Source organism: Apibacter sp. ESL0404 (assembly GCF_019469245.1).
In the GTDB taxonomy this organism is placed as follows: Bacteria; Bacteroidota; Bacteroidia; order Flavobacteriales; family Weeksellaceae; genus Apibacter.
In genome coordinates, this window is record NZ_CP048267.1 from 2,109,418 (window position 1) to 2,130,456 (window position 21,039).

The following is a 21,039-nucleotide window of genomic DNA, read 5'->3' on the forward strand; positions in this document are numbered from 1 at the left end:
CATGAATAAATATATAAAACTTGTTATTGCAGCCCTCATAATCGGATTGGGCATTTATCTGATGTTTAATCGTCAAATAGGATTAGGAATTCTATTGGTTATTCTTTCTGCCGTGCCTATTTTATTATTTTTCAGAAACGAATATATTTTATTGGCTTTTTGGAAACTGAGAAAACAAGATCTTGTAGGTGCTCGTTCCTGGTTGGACAAAATTACTAATGTGAAAAGTCAATTAGTAAGAAAACAATACGGATATTATAACTATCTTATGGGGATTACTGAGGCTCAAGGCAATGCTGCTAAGGCCGAATCGTATATGAAAACAGCTTTGGATTACGGTTTAAGCTTTAAACACGATCGCGCATTGGCTACACTAAATTTGGCGGCAGGAGCTATGATGAGAGGCAATAAAAATGAGGCAGAACGTTTTTTAAGTGAAGCTAAAAAATTAGATACTTCCAACATGCTGGGAGATCAAATTAAAATGATGAAAGAACAAATGAAAAGAGTAAATGTTTCGAGAAGCAATATGATCAACCCTCAAATGAGAAGTCGTTCTAAATTTATGAAATAATTAATTTTAGCTTATATTTGTTATATAAAAAACTTTTTCAAATTTCAAATATAACTATCCTAGTTTTAGATTTTTATTAATAAAAAAGGCTGTTAAATTAACAGCCTTTTTATCTTCTATATTTTATATTTTTTATTAGCTATTTTTATTGATTCATCGTTAATAAGAATTCTTCATTGGAAAGAGATCGGTCTAATCTCATTTTTAAGAACTCCATAGCTTCCAATGGGTTCATATCTGCTAAATGATTCCTTAATATCCACATTCTTTGTTGAGAAACCGGATCTAATAATAAATCGTCACGACGGGTAGAAGACGAAACCAAATCAATAGCCGGATAAATACGTTTATTAGCAATTTTTCTATCCAGTTGAAGCTCCATATTACCGGTACCTTTAAATTCTTCAAAAATTACCTCATCCATTTTAGATCCGGTATCTATTAATGCCGTTGCAATAATGGTAAGAGAACCTCCTCCTTCAATATTTCTTGCTGCTCCAAAGAAACGTTTAGGTTTATGAAGTGCATTGGCATCCACCCCTCCGGAAAGTACTTTACCGGATGCCGGTGAAACCGTATTATAAGCACGTGCCAAACGGGTAATGGAATCTAACAATATTACTACATCGTGTCCACATTCCACCATTCTTTGTGCTTTAGACAGAACAATATTGGCAACTTTTACATGTTTTTCGGCTGATTCATCAAAAGTTGAAGCAATTACTTCTCCTTTGACGCTTCTTTGCATGTCGGTTACCTCTTCCGGACGCTCGTCAATCAATAATACAATCATGTAAACTTCCGGATGATTTATGGAAATTACATTGGCAATATCTTTCAGTAAAATTGTTTTACCTGTTTTAGGTTGAGCAACGATCATCCCTCTTTGTCCTTTTCCAATAGGTGAGAATAAATCTACCACACGAGTTGACAAAGTAGCTCCTTTACCTGCTAATTTAAATTTTTCTTCAGGAAATAAGGGAGTTAAATGCTCGAATGATACTCGATCTCTAACAAATAAAGGATCTCTCCCGTTTATTTCGATAATCTTAACTAAAGGGAAAAATTTTTCACCTTCTTTCGGTGGACGAACTTCTCCGGTAACAGTATCTCCGGTCTTAAGTCCGAAAAGCTTAATTTGGGAAGGAGAAACATATACATCATCGGGAGATGAGAGGTAATTAAAATCAGAAGAACGTAAAAAACCATATCCGTCCTGAGTGATCTCTAAAACTCCTTCTGTTTTTATAATACCCTCAAATTCATAATCGGAGGAACGATATTTATTACCATTGGTATGCGGCCTGTTAGCATATTCCTTAGTATTGTTTTTCTTCGGGCTTTGATAATTGGTTTTAGGCTCTTCATCAAAAAGCTTTTTATCATCCTTAGAAACTGTAGTTTTTTGAAAATGAGTGCTATCTGCACTTTTTCTTAATATAACTTGCGGCTTTCTGTAAACCGGGATATCAATTTTAAAATCTTCATCATTTTCCGAAACTTCTTTTTGAACGTCATCATCTATTAGTGAGTCATCATCTTGGGAACTTTTATTTTCAACCACTTCTTCTTTAGAAAATAAAGTATCTCTCTGCTGTTGTTTAGCAGGTATTCTTTTTCTTTGTCTTTTTTCCGTTACTATAGGCTCTTCATCGGTTGATTTTCCCGACTCATTGTGGTGTGTTTGTTTGTTTTGATGAGCTAAAATTAATTCAATTAATTCTGATTTTTTTAATCCTGAACTTTTAATTTTTAATTCATTAGCAATAGACTGCAAATCAGCCACTTTCATTGCTTTAAGCTTTTGTTCCTCAAACATAAGTTATGTTTAGTATGATTTTAAAATTACTCGAAAATTACGTAAAATATTGATTTTGATTATTTTATAAAAGAATAAAGTGGTAACTTTATGAAAAATAATGCACTAATCTTTAGTAGATTATTCAGCAATATTACAAAATATTTTATTAAAACGCTAATTTTTTATACATTTGCTGTTCAAAAAAGCGAAATTTTGATCCAAAGAATTCAAAGTATTTATCTATCATTAGCCGGTATACTAGGATTTGCTGTCGGTTATATAACCGATTTCATTCCTAATGATTTAACAGATATGTTCCTTTTGTTCCTCATCGGATTGTTAGCTTTTATTTCCCTATTCTGCTTTAAAAGCAGAAATGTTCAAAAAAAAATTAATTATATAAATATAATTATAAACGTATTGTTGATCGGTTTTATGGTTTATGATTTGCTAAATTCATCTGGAGGAAGCACTACACTTCCTGAGAAAGGTGTTGAGCTACTCGTCCCGGTCCTGCTGATTATTCTGCTTGCCATGGCAAATAAGTACATCAATAAGGATGAAAAGCTCATAAAATCTGTAGATAGATTCCGTTAAAACTCATAACAACTTTTAATGAGTGCAAGAGTCGTTTTATAAAATAAAACGACTCTTATTTTTTGCAACCATATAATAATTATGGGTAAGGCAGAACAAGCTTCCATCCAAAAACGGGTGTAAAAAAATTGATGTGTTTTTCCCATAAATACTACCATACCCATACTGATTATACACACCACTTCCCATGCTGTCACATAGATTAAATCGCTTTGCTTATAAAAAGTCAAAGCAAAAACTAGTGCAGATAGAAATAAACATATACAAGCAATACCTTTGCTTTTTCGTATTCCTAAATAGTTGGGTATTGTACAAATAACATCTTTTTTCATGTCGCAAATATCAAAAGGCAGGGTTATACCTATGATAAAAAAATACAGAATTAAAAATTCTGAGAGAGTATTACGATTACCCGTATTTCCTATATATAGAATCGCATAGGCCCATGCAAATGATATAATAAAAATTTTTAATAAAGGAATGTTTCTAAATGGAATCTTTATAAAGTCCGAATTATACATGATTACAATACTTCCAATAAATGCAATATGAAAAAATTGTAGTAAATCTTTTTCCTTACATATTATAAAAGCCACAAGTATTAAACTGATGATTGAAATATGAAAAGAAAGTTTTTTTAAGATATTTCGCGACCAAGTATTTTGAAAGCAAATAAAATTATAAGCAGCTAAGGCAGAAAAAAAAATTATTGCAATTCTGTTGTAATTTACGGAGTGGTTTAAACTTCCAAAAAATAGACATAATAAAGAAATCATGAAAGAAACCCACAATTGAGTTTTAATTAAAAACCTTTCAATCGATTTTTTCATTTCACGGCCTTATCAACTGCCCACTCTTTTTGGATTATTTTTTACAAAGGAATCCCACCCCGAATATGATTTTGAAGTATTTGCCGATGAGGGAGTTCTACTGTTTAAAAAGTGGCATACTGCCAGAGCCAGTCCATCGGAAGCATCCAAATATTGAGTAGGAAAATCTTTTAAATTCAATAAAGTTTTTAACATTCCTGCAACTTGTTCTTTGGATGCATTACCGTTTCCTGTTATTGACATTTTAACTTTTTTAGGAAAATATTCTGTAATAGGAATTTCTCTTAGTAAGCCGGCAGCCATAGCCACACCTTGCGCTCTGCCTAATTTTAACATAGACTGAACATTTTTAGCGTAAAAGGGTTCTTCAATTGCCAATTCATCCGGATGATAGGTATCAATCAGCGACAAGGTTTTATCAAATATTTTTTTAAGCTTTAATGCATGGGATTCAACCTTTTTAAGAATTAGCTCATCAATGCACAAAAGCTTCATTTTATTACCCACTACACTAATAATCCCAAATCCCATAACATTCGTTCCGGGATCGATTCCTATTATAATTCTTTCCGTCAAAATTTTTTAATAATGTAATCTTAACAATTCTTTAAATATGCTTTCCAGCCTTCTTCTTTATATTTCTTGGCAGCTTCTTCCGGATTCTTAGCTCCGTAAATGCCTCTGCCGACAATAATAAAATCTGTATGATAGTCGGAGAATACTTTTTCAGGGGTATTGAATTGCTGACCTTTGGAATCTCCTGATTCAGTTAAATTCACCCCCGGAGTGAATAACAATAAAGCAGAAGGTAGTTTGGATTGGGCAACACATCCTATTACATTGGATACTTTACTTGAAATTTCGATAGCTTTCGACTTATAATTTTCATCTGTTAAAGTTCCTTTTGACGACATTTCTGCAATAGTCACTACTCCGGTTTTTTCACCAAATACTTGTAAGCTTTCTTCTCCGGCTATAACATGAGAGGTTATTAAATCTGCCCATTCTGAAATTTTATAAATTCCTCCGGTAAACTGCATATGTTGTGTATTACCTATATCTCCGAATTTTCTGTCCTCGAATAATAAAAAGTTTTTAGCTGCAGCAATCTCTTTCAATTCGTGTATAAAATTTTCAGTAAAGTCTGAAATTATGTCTGAATGTAATTTAACAGCCACAATGGAATCCCCTATTTGATGGGCTAATTTTAAAATTTCTGCAGATTTATGGGTATCTAAGGAAGCTATTAAATTGGTTTTTTTTGATAATGCAATTTCGATCAGCTTCTTAGAAACCGAATGATTCTGTAATTTTAATTTTTCCTCATAGGTTAATCGAGGAGCACTTAATTGTACCGTTGGTTTTTCTTTAAGAAAGTCTTTAATTTTAACAACTTGTGATTGATTTAAAAATTCATGATTGTACAGAATATCAATTACATTTTCAATACTGAATAAAGTGTGAACATGATATCCTTTGCTTTCCAATAATTCTTTACCCCCTTGTTGCCTATCTAACACTACAACAATATCTTTTACTTTTAGTCCTTCTTTTTCTACCTCTTCTATCGTTTCAAGCAAACTTTTCCCACTTGTTATTACATCTTCCACGAGTACGCAACGTTGTCCTTCTTTAAAGATCCCTTCCAACATTTTTTTCGTCCCGTAATTTTTACTCTCTTTTCTTTTTATAATTAATGGCACTTTAGATTCTAAAGACATCGCCGTAGCCATAGGTAAAGCCGCATAGGGAACACCGCAAATAAGTTCGTGCCTACAATCTTTTAGCATAGCCAATAAAAGTTGTGACAATTCGCTTAGTAATTCCGGACTGGAGGCTAATGGTCGTAAATCAACGTAAAAAGGAGAAAGAATCCCACTTTTTAAAGTGAATTCACCAAATTTTATTATTCCCAGTTCATAAGATTTGAGTAAAAATTTTTCTTTGTTAATCATCTTTCTTTTGATTTAAGCAAAGGTAATAAATTAATAAATTTAAGTGTTTGTAAAAAACTAAGAGAAATTAAATTCCTTAACTATTTAACACTTTGGTAACAATAATAAAATTTATCCATATTTATCTTTTATTTGATGATGAATCTTTTAGCTCAAACCCTCTTTTGTTGGCAAATGATTTTTGGGCTTCTACAATTTTACCGTCAATTTCATTTAATTTAACTTCATTTACATCCATGTCTTCCAGAGCTTTTTCAAATTGATCTTTTGTTAATTTTTCTTTTGAAGTAAATCCTTTTATCGACGTAATCATATTATGGATATACTCTTCACATAAGTTTTTTAAATCTTCCCCATCTTTGGGTACTTCATAGCCGTTAATTTTGTTGATCAATTTTTCTAATTCTTCAGAAGCAACTTTTCCTTTTTTGGTGACGGAAACAAAGTCACCGGTATCAGGGTGCTGTTCAACCAAAGCATAAAAGGTGGTATATTCCCTGTCTGCTCTATTTAAATTTTCCATTAAATTGTCATTAAATTTTCCGGGTCCCGGATTACAAGAGTATAAGCTAAACAGCCATACATAAAAGAATAAAATTCTTAATTTTTCCATTATATTTTATTTTTAATCAAATATATAAAAACATTCAATCTTTTTTTAGCCAATCTTCTATAATTATAAAAGATAAAATCAAAGTACTCATATTTACTAAAATTATATACATTTGTAAACTATGCGAAATCGTTGGTTAATTTTACCTCAACCTGATCCAAATAAAGCCCAAAAACTAGCTGAAGAACTGGGATTCCCTGTGGAAATTACCAGCCTTCTTTTAAAACGAGGTGTTTCTACATTTGATGAAACTAAAACTTTTTTTAAACCTTCGCTTGATCAACTTCATGACCCTTTTCTTCTAAAAGACATGAACATTGCTGTAGAAAGAATCGAAAAAGCCATAAATACTAATGAAAAAATACTTATTTATGGAGATTACGATGTGGATGGTACTACTTCTGTGGCAATGATGTATCTATTTCTTAATTCTTTTTATAAACATATCGATTATTATATACCGGATAGATATGAAGAAGGGTATGGCATCTCTTATCAGGGCATCGATTTTGCCGCTGCTAATGGTTTTTCCTTAATAATTGCATTAGATTGCGGAATTAAAGAAAAAGATAAGATTTCTTATGCAAAAGATAAAAACATTGATTTTATCGTATGCGATCATCATTTTCCGGATGAAGTTCTTCCGGAAGCGGTTGCTATTTTAGATCCGCAAAGATCAGATTGCAAGTATCCCTATAAATTTTTAAGTGGATGTGGAGTTGGCTTTAAACTTATACAAGCTTTGTCCTCCCAAAAACAAATTCCACAGGAAGATATATTTCCCTACTTAGACTTAGTAGCTATCAGTATCGCTGCCGATATTGTACCGATAACCGGTGAAAATCGAATTTTAGCTGCATTTGGTTTGAAACAATTGTTGGAAAAACCCAGAGTAGGTTTAAAGGTTTTTTTACCCAAAGAAACTCGTGAAGCTTTTTCAATTAATAATATTGTATTTGGAATAGCTCCTAAAATAAATGCTGCAGGAAGAATCAGCCATGCAAGCAATGCTGTAAAGCTACTTATTACAACTAATGACATTGAAGCTCGAAAGATCTATACTCAAATTAATGAGCTTAATAACGAACGTCGAGAGCTTGATGCCTATATCACTTCCGAAGCCATTCAAGAAATTATAAAAACAGGTCAAACCAGCACTTATTCCACCATTGTTTTTAATCGCAAATGGCACAAAGGGGTCATTGGAATTGTAGCTTCCCGATTAATTGAAGAATATTACAGGCCTACTTTAGTCTTTACAGAAGGAAAAAATAAAGACCTGGTTGCTTCTGCTCGAAGTGTTACCGGTTTTGATATTTATAAAACTTTGGAAAAAACCTCTGAGTATTTGGAACAATTTGGAGGTCATATGTATGCTGCAGGGCTCTCGATAAAAAAAGAGAATTTTTTACCCTTTAAAGAAAAATTTGAATCTGTTGTTAAAGAAACGATTAAGGAAAGCCAAAGGACGCCTACTATTGAAATAGACGAAGAAATATCTCTATCCGTAATAAATAAACGTTTTTTCAAACTTATCAGTTATTTTGCTCCATTTGGTCCGGCTAATTTGCGCCCGGTATTTTTAGCCAGAAATGTTTATTTTGGAGGCGATTATACGCTTATGGGTAAAGATCGTTCCCATTTAAAAATTATTGTTTTCCAAGATTCCATTAAAAATTCATTTGAAGCTATCGCCTTTAAAATGGGTCATCTTTTGCCTAAATTTGAAAAATATCCTTTTGATATGGTTTTCACTTTATATGAAAATTATTGGCAAGGCAAAACTTTTTATCAACTTCAAATTAAAGATGTTAAATTTTATGAGGATTTGTAACTTTGTTGAATGAAAGTTGGTTTATTTTTCGGATCATTTAATCCTATTCATATAGGACATTTAATCATTGCTAATTATATCATTGAAAATTCAGGCCTTACTCAAATCTGGTTTGTTGTAACTCCGCAAAACCCTTTCAAAAATAAATCTACTCTGTTAAAAGATCATCACAGATTGGAAATGGTAAACCTTGCCATTGAAAAATACCCTCATTTCAGATCTTCTTCAGTTGAATTTGCTTTACCCAAACCTTCCTATACCATTGATACGTTGGTTGTACTAAAAGAAAAATATCCATCCTATGATTTTGTTTTACTAATGGGAGAAGATAATTTGAATTCATTTCATAAATGGAAAAATTATGAACAAATTTTAAAATATCATTCCTTATTTGTTTATCCTCGAATTAACAGTATTCAGAAGGAACAAACTATGGACCATCCTCGTATTCATAAAATTTCCGCTCCCATCATTGAAATTTCTTCTACCTTAATACGCTCCATGATTAAAGAACATAAAAATGTTCGTCCCATGCTTCCTCCGGAAGTCTTCAATTATATTGATGGAAGCAATCTTTATAAATAATTACTTTTTTGTAATTTTGCAAGTTGTTTTTTGCTAAAAAATTATAAATAAATGGAAGATAGTATAACTATGGATTTAGAATCCGGTCTATCATTACCTATTATGGAGCATTTTTACACCATTCAAGGAGAAGGTAGATATACCGGTACGGCTGCATATTTTATAAGAATAGGCGGTTGTGATGTAGGATGTCATTGGTGTGATGTAAAAGAAAGTTGGAATCCTTCTATTCATCCGGTTAGTTTTGTAGATAAAATTGCCGAAACAGCTGCTTCCCAATCGAAAACCATTGTTTTAACCGGAGGGGAACCTTTAATGTGGAATTTAGAGCCCTTAACGTCCAGACTAAAAAATTTGGGCTGCCGAATACATATCGAAACTTCGGGAGCTTATCCTCTATCGGGACATATTGATTGGATCTGTCTGTCTCCTAAAAAAACAGCCCTTCCTCTCGAAAGTGTGTACGCAAAAGCAAATGAATTAAAAGTAATTGTTTATAATAATCATGACTTTATTTTTGCGGAAGAACAGGCTTCTAAAGTAAATGATAATGCCATTTTATATTTACAACCTGAATGGAGTAATAGGAATAAAGTTACTCCAAAAATCATTGATTATGTGATGAAAAACCCTAAATGGCAAGTTTCTTTACAAACTCATAAATATTTAAACATTCCTTAATAACAGCAATTGATAAAGTCTAATCCTATATCATTAAAAAACCCTTCTGCACTTCATTTTTTAGATTTTAATGCCTTTAATCTTTATTTGAATTAGCAGAATCATGCCTTTATAAACGATTACTATCAGATTTCAATATCTTTTAATAATTCATCCTTTTGAGTTTATATCATTTAATAGGATAAATTATTTTTTTTTACTATCTTAATAAAAAATTCGGGAAGTTATCGTGAAATTTTTTTATGTATATAGTTTTTTTTTATTCTTCAATAAAAAAGAATTATGCTTACACAACGTAGGGACTTTGTTTTATTGACTAATTTTGAAATGTAAAAAATGAAATAATATTTTGATAAACAAAACAATAAAATTATGTCAATAGTAGGTAAAAAATTTCCAAACATTTCAATAGATGCCATGGATCACATGGGGGATGATTTAAAGATCAATATTTTTGAGGAGGCAACTAAAAAAAATAAAAAGGTTTTATTATTTTGGTATCCTAAAGATTTTACTTTCGTTTGTCCCACGGAACTTCATGCTTTTCAACAAGCACTACCTGAATTTGAAAAAAGAAATACTATAGTTTTAGGAGCTTCATGTGATACTAACGAAGTACACTTTGCCTGGTTAAATACCCCTAAAGACAATGGCGGTATAGAAGGAGTTACTTATCCAATCTTAGCAGATACAACACGTAATCTTTCTAATATTTTAGGAATTTTAGATATTGAATCTTCCGAATATGATGAAGATTATGAAACTGTGGTATTAAAAGGATCCAATGTTGCATACAGAGCAACTTTTTTAATCGATGAAGAGGGAAAAGTTTTCCATGAAAGTATTAATGACATGCCATTAGGAAGAAATGTTCAAGAATATTTACGCCTTATAGATGCCTATACTCATGTTCAAAAATTCGGTGAAGTATGTCCTGCTAACTGGGAAGAAGGAAAAGATGCGATGAATGCCAATCGTAAAGGAGTATCGGAATATTTATCTTCTCATTAATCATAATTTAAAAAAACAAAAAAATGGTACAAGAATTACAAGAAGATAATTTAAGCGAAATTATCAAAGAATCTCCGATTGTTCTCGTTCAGTATGCTGCTTCATGGTGTGGAAACTGTAAAATTATGAAGCCGAAATTTAAAAAAATTGGCGAAGAAAACAGCACCATTCCTTTTTTAATTGTCGATGCAGAAAAATTTCCTGAATCCAGAAAATTAGCAAATGTGACCAACTTGCCGACTTTTGCTTCTTTTAAAGACGGAAAGCTGGTTAATCAAATACAAACAAATAAAATAGAACCTTTACAAGAATTAGTAAATGAAGTTACCCATAATTAAACATTTAACTCAATTCATTGAAAATAATGATGAAGATTATATCAATGAAACGATTGAAACCTTAGAGAACTTAACGGAAGCTCCGGGTTTTAAAGATGAAGAATTAGATGTTTTAGGAGAAGTGCTTTCTAATATGTACGGAGCTATTGAAGTTAATAAGCTAATGAGAGAGGGTATGGATGAAAAAAATGCTTTAAATGCATTTATGAAACGTGTCCTCGGATCAATTGATAAATAGTCTATACTTTTAAATTTAATTTTTAAAAGCCTTGCAAGATTTTTCTTGTGAGGTTTTTTTATTTTTAAAAATGACTATTAAGGTAAATATTATTTTCATATTTCATGTCGAAACCGTAATTTCGTAAATTAAAATAAATTAAATTACGAATAAATGGCTATTCTTGGACAAATAAGAAAAAGAAACGGGTTATTAATAGGTTTTGTTGCTGTAGCATTATTATTATTTTTATTAGGTGGAATTGATTGGAGCAGAATTGGCAAGAAAGATCCCAATGTTTTGGGAAAAGTAAACAAAGAAGCGATCTCACGCCAGGAATATTATAGTCAACTTAGTCTTCTTTCTTCTCAGTACCAAGGGCAATATCCGGAAAATTTACTTGAAGGACAAGTTTGGAATTCGTTAATTGAACAAAAATTAATTGAGCAAAAATTTAATGCCTCAGGATTAATTTTAACTGATAAAATGATTTGGAATATGGCCAAATCCTCTCCTTTATTTAACAATCCTCAATTCAAAGATAAAAGTGGAAATATTAATACCAAATTGATTCAGGATGAATTTCAAAAAATGGAAGAAAGCCAAAATGCCTCTCCGCAATACAGAGAATATTTCCAAACTATGATGACTTTAAAAAAGAATTTTGGTTATCAAGCAATGGGTAAACAATATTTAGGGACTTATGGTTCCGGAATGTTAACCAATAACAAGGAAATTGAACTTTTAGCACAAAATCAATCCAATATTGCAGATATTGAATACGTTAAAATCGATTATAATACATATCAGAAATCAAACCCTGTTAAAGTCACAGATGAAGATTTAAAAGCTTATATTGAAAAACATAAATCTTTATTTAAAATTGATGAAAACAGAACGCTAGATTTTGTATATTTCTCTGCAAAACCTACTCCTTCCGATGAAAATCACACATTACACTCTTTAAATGCCTTATTGTCTCAATCCATTATTGAAGGGGATACCATTCAAGCATTTGGTTCCGTTAAAAATGATTCACTATATATCAGCGAATTAAATACCGCACAAATTGCAGATAAACCTTTTATCTCTCAATACAGAAGCGAAAAGCAATTACCTCAAAACATACAAAATTGGGTAAAAAATGCTTCTATCGGACAAATTTCTAATGCTTATAAAGATAATGGTTACTATGTATTATCTAAATTAATAGCTAAAAAAAATACGGATTCTGTAACTGCTAAAAATATATTAATAAGTTACACCGGAGCTCAGCAAATACAGCCTAAAACTGCCAGAAACAAGGATCAGGCAAAAAAACAAGCGGATGAACTTGCGGCAAAATTAAATGCTAATCCTAGTGATTTTGCAAAATTAGCTTCTCAATATTCAGACGATCCGACGGCTTCCTCGAATAATGGTGAAATGAAGTTAACAACTGCTCAAGATTTTCCTGCTCCTTATAAAAAATTACAACGTTTTTTAGAAACTTCTCCTACAAATAAAGCAGAAGTTATTGAAACTCCTCAGGGATATTTGGTATTAATGATATCTCAAAGGAAACCGGATGAAATTGTTTATAAACTAGCAGATCTTGCGAAAGAAATTAAACCTTCTGAGGAAACTATCGAGACTGCCCGTAAACAATCAACCAATTTCATACAATCCATTCAAGGAAAGTCATCAAGAGAATTTATTGATTTCGCTAAAAAATCTAACTATAAACCACAACAGCAACGAGGTATAGTACGTTTTGGTTCTATGTTGAACGGATTACACACAGATAAAGATTCTGATATTATTGCTTGGGCTTTTGATTCTAAAAGAAAACTTGGTGATACTGAAGTATTCACTACGGGTGACCAAAGTTATATTGTAGCCAGAGTTTCATCTTTATTTAGTAAAGGGTTAGCAGATCCTTCTTTAGTTAGAGATGAAATTGAAACTGAGGTAAGGAATGAAAAGCTGGGTAAGGTAATTGCTGAAAAAGTAAATTCAGGAAACAAATCACTTGACAACTTAGCAACTGAATTTAAAACTACAAAAAGCAATGCTTCAATAAGTTTTGATAATCCATCAGTGAACGGAGAATTTGAGCCTAAGGTGGGTGGTGCTGCATTTGGGTTAAAACAAGGAATTACCTCAAAAGCAATTGAAGGAAAAAGCGGAGTTTATGTAATTGTAACTAAATCGATTACTAAAGGACAAGTTGGAGACAAAAAACAGCTTAAAACCTCTTTAATGAGTCAATATGCTCAACAAATGCCTTCTTTACTTTTAAGATCATTAGTTCAAGAGTCAGATATTACCGATTATAGAGGTATCTTGTTAAATCAACAACAAAAATAATTTAGACAATAAATATTAAAAAAAGCATACTTATAACTAAGTATGCTTTTTTGTTTTTAGTGATACTTCCTCTAACAATTTTCGAATTAATTATTTTATTATTGTAAATAAAAAACCTCTCTTATCGAAATAAAAGAGGCTTCTTATAAAATATTTATTACTTACAATTTATCGATTCAATAGTTTAGCAGCTTCTTTAGCAAAATAGGTAGAAATAAGACCGGCACCTGCTCTTTTTATACATGTTAAGCTTTCAATAATAATTTTATCATTATCTAACCATCCATTTTTTGCAGCCGCTTTAATCATGGCATATTCACCACTAACCTGAAATACCGAAATAGGCACATCTACTATTTCATTTAATTTAGAGACTATATCTAAATAAGGAAGACCCGGCTTTACCATAACAATATCTGCGCCTTCTTCAATATCTTTCAATGCTTCATTGATGGCTTCTTTACTGTTACCGTAATCCATTTGGTAGGTTTTTTTATCTCCAAATCCGGGAGCACTGTCCAGAGCATCTCTAAAAGGACCGTAATACGAACTGGCATATTTCGCTGCATAACTCATAATACCTACTTCATCAAATCCATTTTCTTCTAATGCTTCTCTAATTGCTGCAACTCTTCCATCCATCATATCGCTTGGAGCAATAAAATCTGCTCCTGCTTCTGCATGGCTTAAACTCATTTTTACCAAAGCATCCACGGTTGCATCATTTACAATTTTACCGTTTTCAACAATTCCGTCATGTCCGTAAATTGAATAAGGATCAAGAGCGACGTCCGGCATAATTACCATTTCGGGTACAGCATCTTTAATAGCTTTGATTGATTTTTGCATTAAGCCGTTTTTATTCCATGCTTCTTTGCCTGTATTATCTTTTAAATTTTCATTGATTTTTACATAAATATTCACCGCTTTAACTCCTAAAGACCATAATTCTTTAACCTCTTTAATTGTTAAATCCAATGATTGTCGATATATTCCCGGCATAGAAGAAATTTCTTCTTTTATATTTTCTCCTTCTGCAATAAATATCGGCATGATAAAATCATCGGTAGTTAAAATCGTTTCTCTTACTAAATCTCTTACGGCTTGAGTTGATCTTAATCTTCTATTTCTATTATATAGTATCATTTTTTGTTATTTCGTGTTAATAGTTGACCTTAAAAGGTATAATTTAAAAGAATTTGGTAAAAACCAATAAGATAAATAAAATCTTATTCAGTTTAAAAATAATATTACATTTTTATACCACTCCTATCTGCAAAATATTCTGCAAATTTTCTTATTTCTTCTGCTATTTCTTCCTCATCTGTGGCTCTCTGATAAGAATCTCCTAAAGAATGCAATACTTGATGAAAGAACCGCTTCATATCATCAACAGGCATTTCTTTGGTCCACAAATCAATCCTTAAAGCTTCTTTAACTTTATCATCCCAAACGGATAATAAAATGGCTTTACTTTCTGCTCCAATTACTCCTCCGTCTGGGGCTGCCCATACAATTTTTTCGGGTATATGGTTTTCATCTAATTGTACATTAAAATTTATTTCAGTTTCTTTCATTAGCTCCTATTAAAATATTACGTTGTTTTGTATCTTTAAATATTAGTGTGAATCTATCTCAGGATGGGGCTTATATTTGGACTTGGCAAATATTTGCTCGTGGTTAGGATTTTTAATAAAGTCTTGTAGGCTTACTTGAGGATTTTCAAGTAAGTACTTTCTACAAATTTGCCATCCGGTCCAACAACCTATTCTTCCCGGACTTTGAGAGTCTACCTCCGTATAAAATTTAGAAAAAGGCGCTAACGATAAAAACCGATCAGATAAAGAAATATCATCACTAAACACATAATTACTTTCAATAAAGAAATTCCATATTTCATATTCGTTAGTTTTCGCCCAATTTATCTGGTCTTGGGTATATCCTATTTTATAACAATCTTTTACTTCAGGCAGAAAGGCATCTTCCAAAACCAAAATTTTACCTTGATAAATCATTTGTGAAACAAAAGATTGGCTGTTCGTCTCTCGCGGAACTATTGCCATTCCTTTAATTATTTCTTTTGCCGTTTTTGATGAAAAATATTCCATGCTCATTGTTCTCTGGATATATTTATCTATATTCATCATATTATAGTATTTATTACCAAAGCCTAAAAAGCAATCTGTAGCAATAAGTAAAAAATTATTTTGTGGAATATAAGTAATCGGATTCAAATAATCTGAGGTAAATGATGAATATAAATATACTTCGGGAGATTTAAATTCCGGATAATAATACTTGATATGCTTAAATAGGTTCTCTAATTCTGTTTTAATTCTATCGTTAGAAACTTTTTTCTTTATTTCAGAATAAATATTGAGTTCTGTACTATCCCTTCGATCTTTTTCAAATCGGGAATCCGGGGTATTTTGACTTAAATAAAAAGGATATTTTTTTCTAAAATCCGGTATTGAAATATCTAAATTGTAAAAATCTTTTGCTATATCATGAATTTCAATAGGTTCTTGTATCTCGCTAACCTCTACTTTCCACCTCTTATTCAAATCATCTTTACTGCTTTTATGAGTGCAGCTTATTACTAGTAACAATACTGTAAGATATTTAATAATCTTCATTATCTTTACACTTGATTTTTAAATATATAATATTACGCGCAAAGATACAATATTATGAAAACAACCAGAGTAATTTCCTATATTGTTAATTGGTTAAACGATTATCTCAAAAATAGTGGGGCAAAAGGATTTGTTGTAGGAGTATCCGGAGGAATAGATTCCGCTGTAGTTTCTACATTAGCTGCACAAACCGGTAAACCCGTTTTAGTTTTAGAAATGCCTATTCATCAACCGGAAGATCAAGTTACGCGAGCCAGAGAACATATAAAATATCTCACTGAACACTATACAAATGTTACCGGAAAAACTATAAATCTCACCAACACTTTTGAGGCTTTAAAATCTGATTTAGAAGCGGATGAATCTCATGAAAAAAACAATTTATCTTTAGCCAATACTCGGTCTCGTCTTCGTATGACTGCCTTATATTATTATGCAGGACTCAACAATTTCTTGGTTTGTGGAACAGGTAATAAAATAGAGGATTTTGGTATCGGCTTTTTTACTAAATATGGAGATGGTGGAGTTGATATAAGCCCTATTGCCGACCTTTTAAAAAGCCAGGTATTTGAAATAGCCAAAGAATTACATGTTTCCGAGTCTATACAGAAGGCGAAACCTACCGATGGTCTTTGGACTGATGACCGATCTGATGAAGACCAAATTGGAGCTTCCTATCCGGAATTGGAGTGGGCAATGAATGTTCATGAAAATCATAAGGCTTCTGATTTTACAGGAAGAGAACGTGAAGTTTTCGAAATTTATGATCGATTAAACAGACTTGCTCAACATAAAATTAATCCTATTCCAGTTTGTCAAATTCCTAAAGAATTACTTGATTAACCTTTGTAAAGGATACTATTTTACTACAAGTTTACTATACTATTGATTGTTCTTAGTTTTATCTATGCATTAGTTGTAAAAAGAGAACAAACCATCAAATAGTTAAACATGTAAAAAAGATTTAAAAATTAATATTTTATTTTTCTAAAACTCATTCAATTATTATTTTTGTTTTAGAAATTAAACTTGATTATGGGACGCGCATTTGAATATAGAAAAGCTTCAAAATTAGCCAGATGGGACAAAATGGCAAAACAGTTCAGCCGTATTGGTAAAGAAATTGCAATAGCTGTTAAAGCCGGTGGTCCTAACCCTGAATCTAACCCGGCACTTCGTCGTTGTTTACTTAATGCTAAAGGTGTAAACATGCCAAAAGACAATGTAGAAAGAGCGATTAAAAAGGCTTCAGGGGCAGATGCAGAACAATACGATGAAATAACCTATGAAGGATATGGACCGGGAGGAATTGCCATTTTTTTAGAATGTACTACTAATAATCCTACCCGGACTGTAGCCAATGTTCGTGCTATATTTAACAAATTTGAAGGAAATCTGGGAAAAAATGGAGAACTTACATTTATTTTTGATCGAAAGGGGATTTTTACCTTAGATAAGTCAAATCTTACTATGGATTGGGACAGTTTTGAATTAGAAATGATTGACGCAGGAGCCGAAGAAATTGAAGAAGATGAAAATGAAGTGATTATAACCTCTTCTTTTGAAGATTTTGGTTCTATAAACCACAAATTTGAAGAATTGGGTATAGAGCCTAAGAGTGCGGAATTACAAAGGTTGCCAAACAATACAAAAGCTCTTCCGTTAGAACAGTCACAAACTATTTTGAAAATGCTTGAAAAATTTGAAGACGATGATGATGTTCAACAAGTATTTCATAATATGGAAATTACTGAAGAATTGCAAAAAGCTGTAAATTAGAATTTTTTACATATATAAAAAATAGAAAGTTTCTTATGCTTATAAGAAGCTTTTTATTTTTTTATATCTATTGTATTCCTGTTAAATCATTGATAATAATTTAAACAATTTTAAATTATTAGTTGATTTCTACAACCGGAAATCTAAAATTGGTTAATTTATGTTCGATTGATCTTAGCTAATTTTTTTTCGACCCATAGCGTTGCGAACGGGAAAAAGGCTGACATTAATACAAATACAAAATCTTCATCATCCCATTTATAATGCTTTCTAACTAAAATTGCCAATATAATATATGCGGTAAAAAATAAACCGTGTATCATACCCGTCGGAATCATAAATAAGGTATAATGAAAAAAATATTTTAAGGGCATGGCTACTAAAAAAAGTAAGAAACAACTTATGCATTCTGCATAACAAGCTAAATTAAAATATTTTTCTACCTTTTTTTTATTCATTTGCTTACCTTTACTTGTACAAAAATAATCAATTATCAAGATAATTTTCGCATTTACATAAATGGTTCGTATTATCTTTTTATTTAGATACCACTGTATGTGAATACATCTTTAGATCAATTTCATCTTTTTTTATTATATAAAATCAGAATATATATCTTATTGTATATCAATTATTGAATATTATATAGCAATAGCAAGACACTTAACACCTAATTTATATCATGTCTATGTTAATATATAATAAATAATTTGTACCTTATGAGAAAAAAAAATAATATGATGAAAAAAAGATTTGTATTATATGCATTAGCCGGTTTTTGCGCATTTAACCTTAGTAAGGCGCAAACCTATCCTCAAATCGTTGTTAATAATCAAAGATTTTCTGATTGGAACAAAGATGGAAAACTACAACCTTATGAAGATACTCGACTGTCGGATTATGAAAGAATTAATGATTTAATTTCTCGTTTATCTGTTGATGATAAAATACATTTACTCTTGGGTACGGGAATGGTTGGATTTGAAATGTTGAAAGGGTTTGAAGCTATAGACCCTAAAGGAGTCACAATACCAAGCTACCTTATTCCCGGGTCAGCAGGTTCAACTACACCCATTGACAAATGGGGCGTTCCTGCAGTAATATTTACCGATGGTCCTGCAGGTGTCCGCATTTCTTATAAAAGAAAAGGAGAAACAAGAACTTATTATGCCACAGGTTTTCCTGTAGGGGCCCTTATTTCGACCACTTGGGATACAGAATTAGCTAAAGAAGTAGGAAATGCTATTGGAGATGAAGCCTTAAAATATGGCTCGGATATTCAATTGGCTCCGGCGTTAAACATCATTCGCAACCCTTTGTGTGGGCGTAATTTCGAGTATTTCTCAGAAGATCCTTTAATAGCAGGTAAATTCGCTTCAGCGATCACACAAGGAATTCAAAAAAACGGTGTGGGTGTTTCTTTAAAACATTTTGCCGCAAACAATAGTGAAAACAATCGAATGGACTTAGATGTTCATCTATCTCAAAGAGCGTTACGAGAAATTTACCTACGCGGATTTGAAATTGCTGTTAAAGAATCTAATCCAGCAACCATTATGTCTTCTTACAATAAAATTAACGGGACTTACACTTCGGCAAGTTATGACTTATTAACTACCATTTTACGTCACGAATGGGGCTTCAAAGGAGCAGTAATTACAGACTGGTTTGGCGGATATGCCGATGTATCAGCTATAAGTGATACCAGCCATGATGGAATAAGTAAAGATTCTTATGATGAAGATATATTTGCAAAGCAATTACATGCAGGAAATGATTTATTAATGCCGGGTACACAAGTACAATTTGAAACCCTTAAAAAATACATTGAAACTAAACGTCTTTCTATAGAAGATGTAAATAATTGCTTGAGAAATGTATTGGAAATGATCTATAAATCTCCACGGGTAGCCGGTTATGTACCAACTAATAATCCGGATTTGAAATCCCATGCACTTTTAAGCAGAAAAGCAGCTTCAGAAGGTATGGTTTTATTAAAAAATGAGCAAGGGGCTTTACCTTTAAATAAAGGAAGTAAAATAGCCTTATTTGGAAGTGGTTCATATAATATTATAGCAGGAGGAACAGGAAGTGGAAATGTAAATAAAGCGTATGTAATTTCTTTACCTAAAGGATTGGAAGATAACGGTTATGTGATTGATAAAAATTTAAATCAAACCTATTCTCAATTTGTTAAGGAGGAATTAGCTAAAACTGAGGAATTAAAGAAAAAATTACTCGCTATCTTACCAACTTTAACTCAGCCGACCATTAAGGAAAAAGCGATCCAAAACAGTGCTAAAGAAAATGATATTGCAATCATTACTATTGGAAGAGAAGCGGGTGAATCCGGAGACAGAAAAATTCCTGATGATTTTGATCTTTCCGAAAAAGAACAAAATTTAATTTCTGAAGTATCAAAAGCATTTCATCAACAAAATAAAAAAGTGGTTGTGATTATAAATTCAGGAAGTGCTATTGAAACTTCCAGTTGGAAAGATAAAGTAGATGCTATAGTTTGGGCAAGTCTTCCCGGTCAGGAAGGTGGCTATGCTATAACCGATGTACTTTCAGGAGCTGTGAATCCATCCGGAAAATTAACTCAAACCCTACCTGTTAAATATACAGATGTTTCTTCTTCTTCTAATTTTGACGGAGTTCCGGCAGAAAAACCAACTGACGTATCCTATAAGGAAGGCATATATGTGGGATACAGATATTTTAACACCTTTAATGTTATTCCATCTTATGAATTTGGGTATGGCCTTTCTTATACAAAGTTCGACTATTCTGAACCTGTATTGAGTTCCGCTGAATTTAATCAAAAACTTTTGATCTCTCTTAAAGTTAAAAATACCGGAAGTGTTGAAGGTAAAGAAGTTGTTCAATTGTATCTTTCAACTCCTAAAGGGAATATAGATAAACCATCAAAAGAATTAAAGGGATTTGCTAAAACCAGAGTATTGAAACCGGGAGAAACTCAAGTGGTATTTTTTGAACTTCAACCCAAAGACTTAGCTTCTTTTAATCCTCTGGCTTCTGCATGGATTGCCGATGCAGGAATCTATAAAATTGAGTTTAACTCGTCTCTTACTAACACTAAGCAAGTATCTAATTTTACATTACCAAATAAGTTAATTGTTGAAAAAGTAAACAATGTGTTAAATAATGATCTTAATTTTCAAGATTTAAAATCAAATAGATAAATCAAAATCCATTATTTTTAAAGTCATATTAAT

At 31.8% G+C, this 21,039-nt stretch carries 21 protein-coding genes; 12 read left to right on the forward strand and 9 right to left on the reverse strand.

Features of this window, described 5'->3' with window-relative positions; translation table 11 throughout:
- Position 1: 1 nt before the first annotated feature.
- Positions 2-574, forward strand: a complete 573-nt coding sequence (locus tag GYM72_RS09070; RefSeq protein ID WP_160566377.1) for a DUF2892 domain-containing protein — start codon at positions 2-4, stop codon at positions 572-574.
- A 145-nt stretch (positions 575-719) separates the two neighbouring features.
- Here GYM72_RS09070 and rho read toward each other — a convergent pair whose 3' ends face one another.
- Positions 720-2,393: a transcription termination factor Rho gene (gene rho, locus GYM72_RS09075; protein WP_220264170.1), complete on the reverse strand. Its 1,674-nt coding sequence runs from the start codon at positions 2,391-2,393 to the stop codon at positions 720-722.
- A gap of 195 nt (positions 2,394-2,588) precedes the next feature.
- Between rho and GYM72_RS09080 the strand changes: the two genes are divergently transcribed.
- On the forward strand, positions 2,589-2,972 hold the full coding sequence (locus tag GYM72_RS09080; protein WP_220264171.1) for a DUF4293 family protein: 384 nt from the start codon (positions 2,589-2,591) through the stop codon (positions 2,970-2,972).
- Here GYM72_RS09080 and GYM72_RS09085 read toward each other — a convergent pair.
- The 4 genes from GYM72_RS09085 to GYM72_RS09100 all read right to left on the reverse strand — a co-directional run bounded on the left by GYM72_RS09085 (position 2,969) and on the right by GYM72_RS09100 (position 6,370).
- On the reverse strand, positions 2,969-3,802 hold the full coding sequence (locus GYM72_RS09085) for a hypothetical protein (RefSeq protein WP_220264172.1): 834 nt from the start codon (positions 3,800-3,802) through the stop codon (positions 2,969-2,971). The genes GYM72_RS09080 and GYM72_RS09085 overlap by 4 nt on opposite strands.
- Before the next feature lie 12 nt (positions 3,803-3,814).
- Entirely contained in the window at positions 3,815-4,381 is a 567-nt protein-coding gene (gene ruvC / locus GYM72_RS09090) for a crossover junction endodeoxyribonuclease RuvC (RefSeq protein WP_160542990.1), read from the reverse strand.
- Between the two features lie 17 nt (positions 4,382-4,398).
- Entirely contained in the window at positions 4,399-5,757 is a 1,359-nt protein-coding gene (pyrF, locus tag GYM72_RS09095) for an orotidine-5'-phosphate decarboxylase (protein ID WP_220264173.1), read from the reverse strand.
- A 121-nt stretch (positions 5,758-5,878) separates the two neighbouring features.
- Positions 5,879-6,370, reverse strand: coding sequence for a hypothetical protein (locus GYM72_RS09100; protein ID WP_160566366.1), 492 nt, complete (start codon positions 6,368-6,370; stop codon positions 5,879-5,881).
- Positions 6,371-6,491: 121 nt separating this feature from the next.
- Between GYM72_RS09100 and recJ the strand changes: the two genes are divergently transcribed.
- From recJ to GYM72_RS09135, 7 genes are all read left to right on the forward strand, one after another.
- Positions 6,492-8,204 carry a single-stranded-DNA-specific exonuclease RecJ gene (gene recJ / locus GYM72_RS09105; RefSeq protein WP_220264174.1) on the forward strand — a complete coding sequence of 571 codons (1,713 nt, stop codon included), beginning with the start codon at positions 6,492-6,494 and terminating at the stop codon, positions 8,202-8,204.
- Between the two features lie 9 nt (positions 8,205-8,213).
- Positions 8,214-8,789: a nicotinate (nicotinamide) nucleotide adenylyltransferase gene (gene nadD, locus GYM72_RS09110; protein WP_220264175.1), complete on the forward strand. Its 576-nt coding sequence runs from the start codon at positions 8,214-8,216 to the stop codon at positions 8,787-8,789.
- Positions 8,790-8,840: 51 nt separating this feature from the next.
- Positions 8,841-9,470: a 7-carboxy-7-deazaguanine synthase QueE gene (locus GYM72_RS09115; RefSeq protein WP_220264176.1), complete on the forward strand. Its 630-nt coding sequence runs from the start codon at positions 8,841-8,843 to the stop codon at positions 9,468-9,470.
- Between the two features lie 372 nt (positions 9,471-9,842).
- A complete protein-coding gene (locus GYM72_RS09120) occupies positions 9,843-10,481 on the forward strand; it encodes a peroxiredoxin (RefSeq protein WP_220264177.1) in 639 nt (212 codons plus the stop codon).
- Between the two features lie 23 nt (positions 10,482-10,504).
- A complete protein-coding gene (locus GYM72_RS09125) occupies positions 10,505-10,819 on the forward strand; it encodes a co-chaperone YbbN (protein WP_105296559.1) in 315 nt (104 codons plus the stop codon).
- Entirely contained in the window at positions 10,800-11,057 is a 258-nt protein-coding gene (locus GYM72_RS09130) for a hypothetical protein (protein ID WP_220264178.1), read from the forward strand. The genes GYM72_RS09125 and GYM72_RS09130 overlap by 20 nt, the downstream gene beginning before the upstream one ends.
- Positions 11,058-11,210: 153 nt before the next feature.
- Complete coding sequence (locus GYM72_RS09135; protein WP_220264179.1) at positions 11,211-13,385, forward strand: SurA N-terminal domain-containing protein; 2,175 nt, start codon at positions 11,211-11,213, stop codon at positions 13,383-13,385.
- A gap of 168 nt (positions 13,386-13,553) precedes the next feature.
- Here the strand turns inward: GYM72_RS09135 and hemB are convergent, their stop codons facing one another.
- The 3 genes from hemB to GYM72_RS09150 form a co-directional block, all read right to left on the reverse strand.
- Positions 13,554-14,531, reverse strand: a complete 978-nt coding sequence (hemB, locus tag GYM72_RS09140) for a porphobilinogen synthase (protein WP_160542862.1) — start codon at positions 14,529-14,531, stop codon at positions 13,554-13,556.
- Between the two features lie 104 nt (positions 14,532-14,635).
- On the reverse strand, positions 14,636-14,962 hold the full coding sequence (gldC, locus tag GYM72_RS09145) for a gliding motility protein GldC (protein ID WP_160542863.1): 327 nt from the start codon (positions 14,960-14,962) through the stop codon (positions 14,636-14,638).
- A gap of 42 nt (positions 14,963-15,004) precedes the next feature.
- On the reverse strand, positions 15,005-16,021 hold the full coding sequence (locus GYM72_RS09150; RefSeq protein WP_220264180.1) for a gliding motility protein GldB: 1,017 nt from the start codon (positions 16,019-16,021) through the stop codon (positions 15,005-15,007).
- A 54-nt stretch (positions 16,022-16,075) separates the two neighbouring features.
- On the opposite strand from GYM72_RS09150, the gene nadE reads away from it, so the two are divergent.
- The gene (nadE, locus tag GYM72_RS09155; protein WP_220264181.1) at positions 16,076-16,864 is read left to right on the forward strand and encodes an NAD(+) synthase; all 789 of its coding nucleotides are present in this window, start codon (positions 16,076-16,078) and stop codon (positions 16,862-16,864) included.
- A gap of 192 nt (positions 16,865-17,056) precedes the next feature.
- Positions 17,057-17,800 (forward strand): YebC/PmpR family DNA-binding transcriptional regulator, encoded by a 744-nt coding sequence (locus tag GYM72_RS09160; RefSeq protein WP_220264182.1) that lies wholly within the window; start codon positions 17,057-17,059, stop codon positions 17,798-17,800.
- Between the two features lie 158 nt (positions 17,801-17,958).
- Here the strand turns inward: GYM72_RS09160 and GYM72_RS09165 are convergent, their stop codons facing one another.
- Positions 17,959-18,258, reverse strand: a complete 300-nt coding sequence (locus tag GYM72_RS09165; RefSeq protein WP_160542867.1) for a DUF3817 domain-containing protein — start codon at positions 18,256-18,258, stop codon at positions 17,959-17,961.
- A gap of 261 nt (positions 18,259-18,519) precedes the next feature.
- Here GYM72_RS09165 and GYM72_RS09170 point away from each other — a divergent pair, with 261 nt between their 5' ends.
- The gene (locus GYM72_RS09170; RefSeq protein WP_220264183.1) at positions 18,520-21,006 is read left to right on the forward strand and encodes a glycoside hydrolase family 3 protein; all 2,487 of its coding nucleotides are present in this window, start codon (positions 18,520-18,522) and stop codon (positions 21,004-21,006) included.
- Positions 21,007-21,039 lie beyond the last annotated feature (33 nt).

What these genes read in the sequence shown, in the direction of transcription:
- GYM72_RS09070 (WP_160566377.1), top strand. Translation starts at nt 2, where the DNA reads ATGAATAAATATATAAAACTTGTTATTGCAGCCCTCATAATCGGATTG.
- rho (WP_220264170.1), bottom strand. Translation starts at nt 2,393, where the DNA reads ATGTTTGAGGAACAAAAGCTTAAAGCAATGAAAGTGGCTGATTTGCAG.
- GYM72_RS09085 (WP_220264172.1), bottom strand. Translation starts at nt 3,802, where the DNA reads ATGAAAAAATCGATTGAAAGGTTTTTAATTAAAACTCAATTGTGGGTT.
- pyrF (WP_220264173.1), bottom strand. Translation starts at nt 5,757, where the DNA reads ATGATTAACAAAGAAAAATTTTTACTCAAATCTTATGAACTGGGAATA.
- GYM72_RS09100 (WP_160566366.1), bottom strand. Translation starts at nt 6,370, where the DNA reads ATGGAAAAATTAAGAATTTTATTCTTTTATGTATGGCTGTTTAGCTTA.
- recJ (WP_220264174.1), top strand. Translation starts at nt 6,492, where the DNA reads ATGCGAAATCGTTGGTTAATTTTACCTCAACCTGATCCAAATAAAGCC.
- nadD (WP_220264175.1), top strand. Translation starts at nt 8,214, where the DNA reads ATGAAAGTTGGTTTATTTTTCGGATCATTTAATCCTATTCATATAGGA.
- GYM72_RS09115 (WP_220264176.1), top strand. Translation starts at nt 8,841, where the DNA reads ATGGAAGATAGTATAACTATGGATTTAGAATCCGGTCTATCATTACCT.
- GYM72_RS09120 (WP_220264177.1), top strand. Translation starts at nt 9,843, where the DNA reads ATGTCAATAGTAGGTAAAAAATTTCCAAACATTTCAATAGATGCCATG.
- GYM72_RS09125 (WP_105296559.1), top strand. Translation starts at nt 10,505, where the DNA reads ATGGTACAAGAATTACAAGAAGATAATTTAAGCGAAATTATCAAAGAA.
- GYM72_RS09130 (WP_220264178.1), top strand. Translation starts at nt 10,800, where the DNA reads ATGAAGTTACCCATAATTAAACATTTAACTCAATTCATTGAAAATAAT.
- GYM72_RS09135 (WP_220264179.1), top strand. Translation starts at nt 11,211, where the DNA reads ATGGCTATTCTTGGACAAATAAGAAAAAGAAACGGGTTATTAATAGGT.
- hemB (WP_160542862.1), bottom strand. Translation starts at nt 14,531, where the DNA reads ATGATACTATATAATAGAAATAGAAGATTAAGATCAACTCAAGCCGTA.
- gldC (WP_160542863.1), bottom strand. Translation starts at nt 14,962, where the DNA reads ATGAAAGAAACTGAAATAAATTTTAATGTACAATTAGATGAAAACCAT.
- GYM72_RS09150 (WP_220264180.1), bottom strand. Translation starts at nt 16,021, where the DNA reads ATGAAGATTATTAAATATCTTACAGTATTGTTACTAGTAATAAGCTGC.
- nadE (WP_220264181.1), top strand. Translation starts at nt 16,076, where the DNA reads ATGAAAACAACCAGAGTAATTTCCTATATTGTTAATTGGTTAAACGAT.
- GYM72_RS09160 (WP_220264182.1), top strand. Translation starts at nt 17,057, where the DNA reads ATGGGACGCGCATTTGAATATAGAAAAGCTTCAAAATTAGCCAGATGG.
- GYM72_RS09165 (WP_160542867.1), bottom strand. Translation starts at nt 18,258, where the DNA reads ATGAATAAAAAAAAGGTAGAAAAATATTTTAATTTAGCTTGTTATGCA.
- GYM72_RS09170 (WP_220264183.1), top strand. Translation starts at nt 18,520, where the DNA reads ATGAGAAAAAAAAATAATATGATGAAAAAAAGATTTGTATTATATGCA.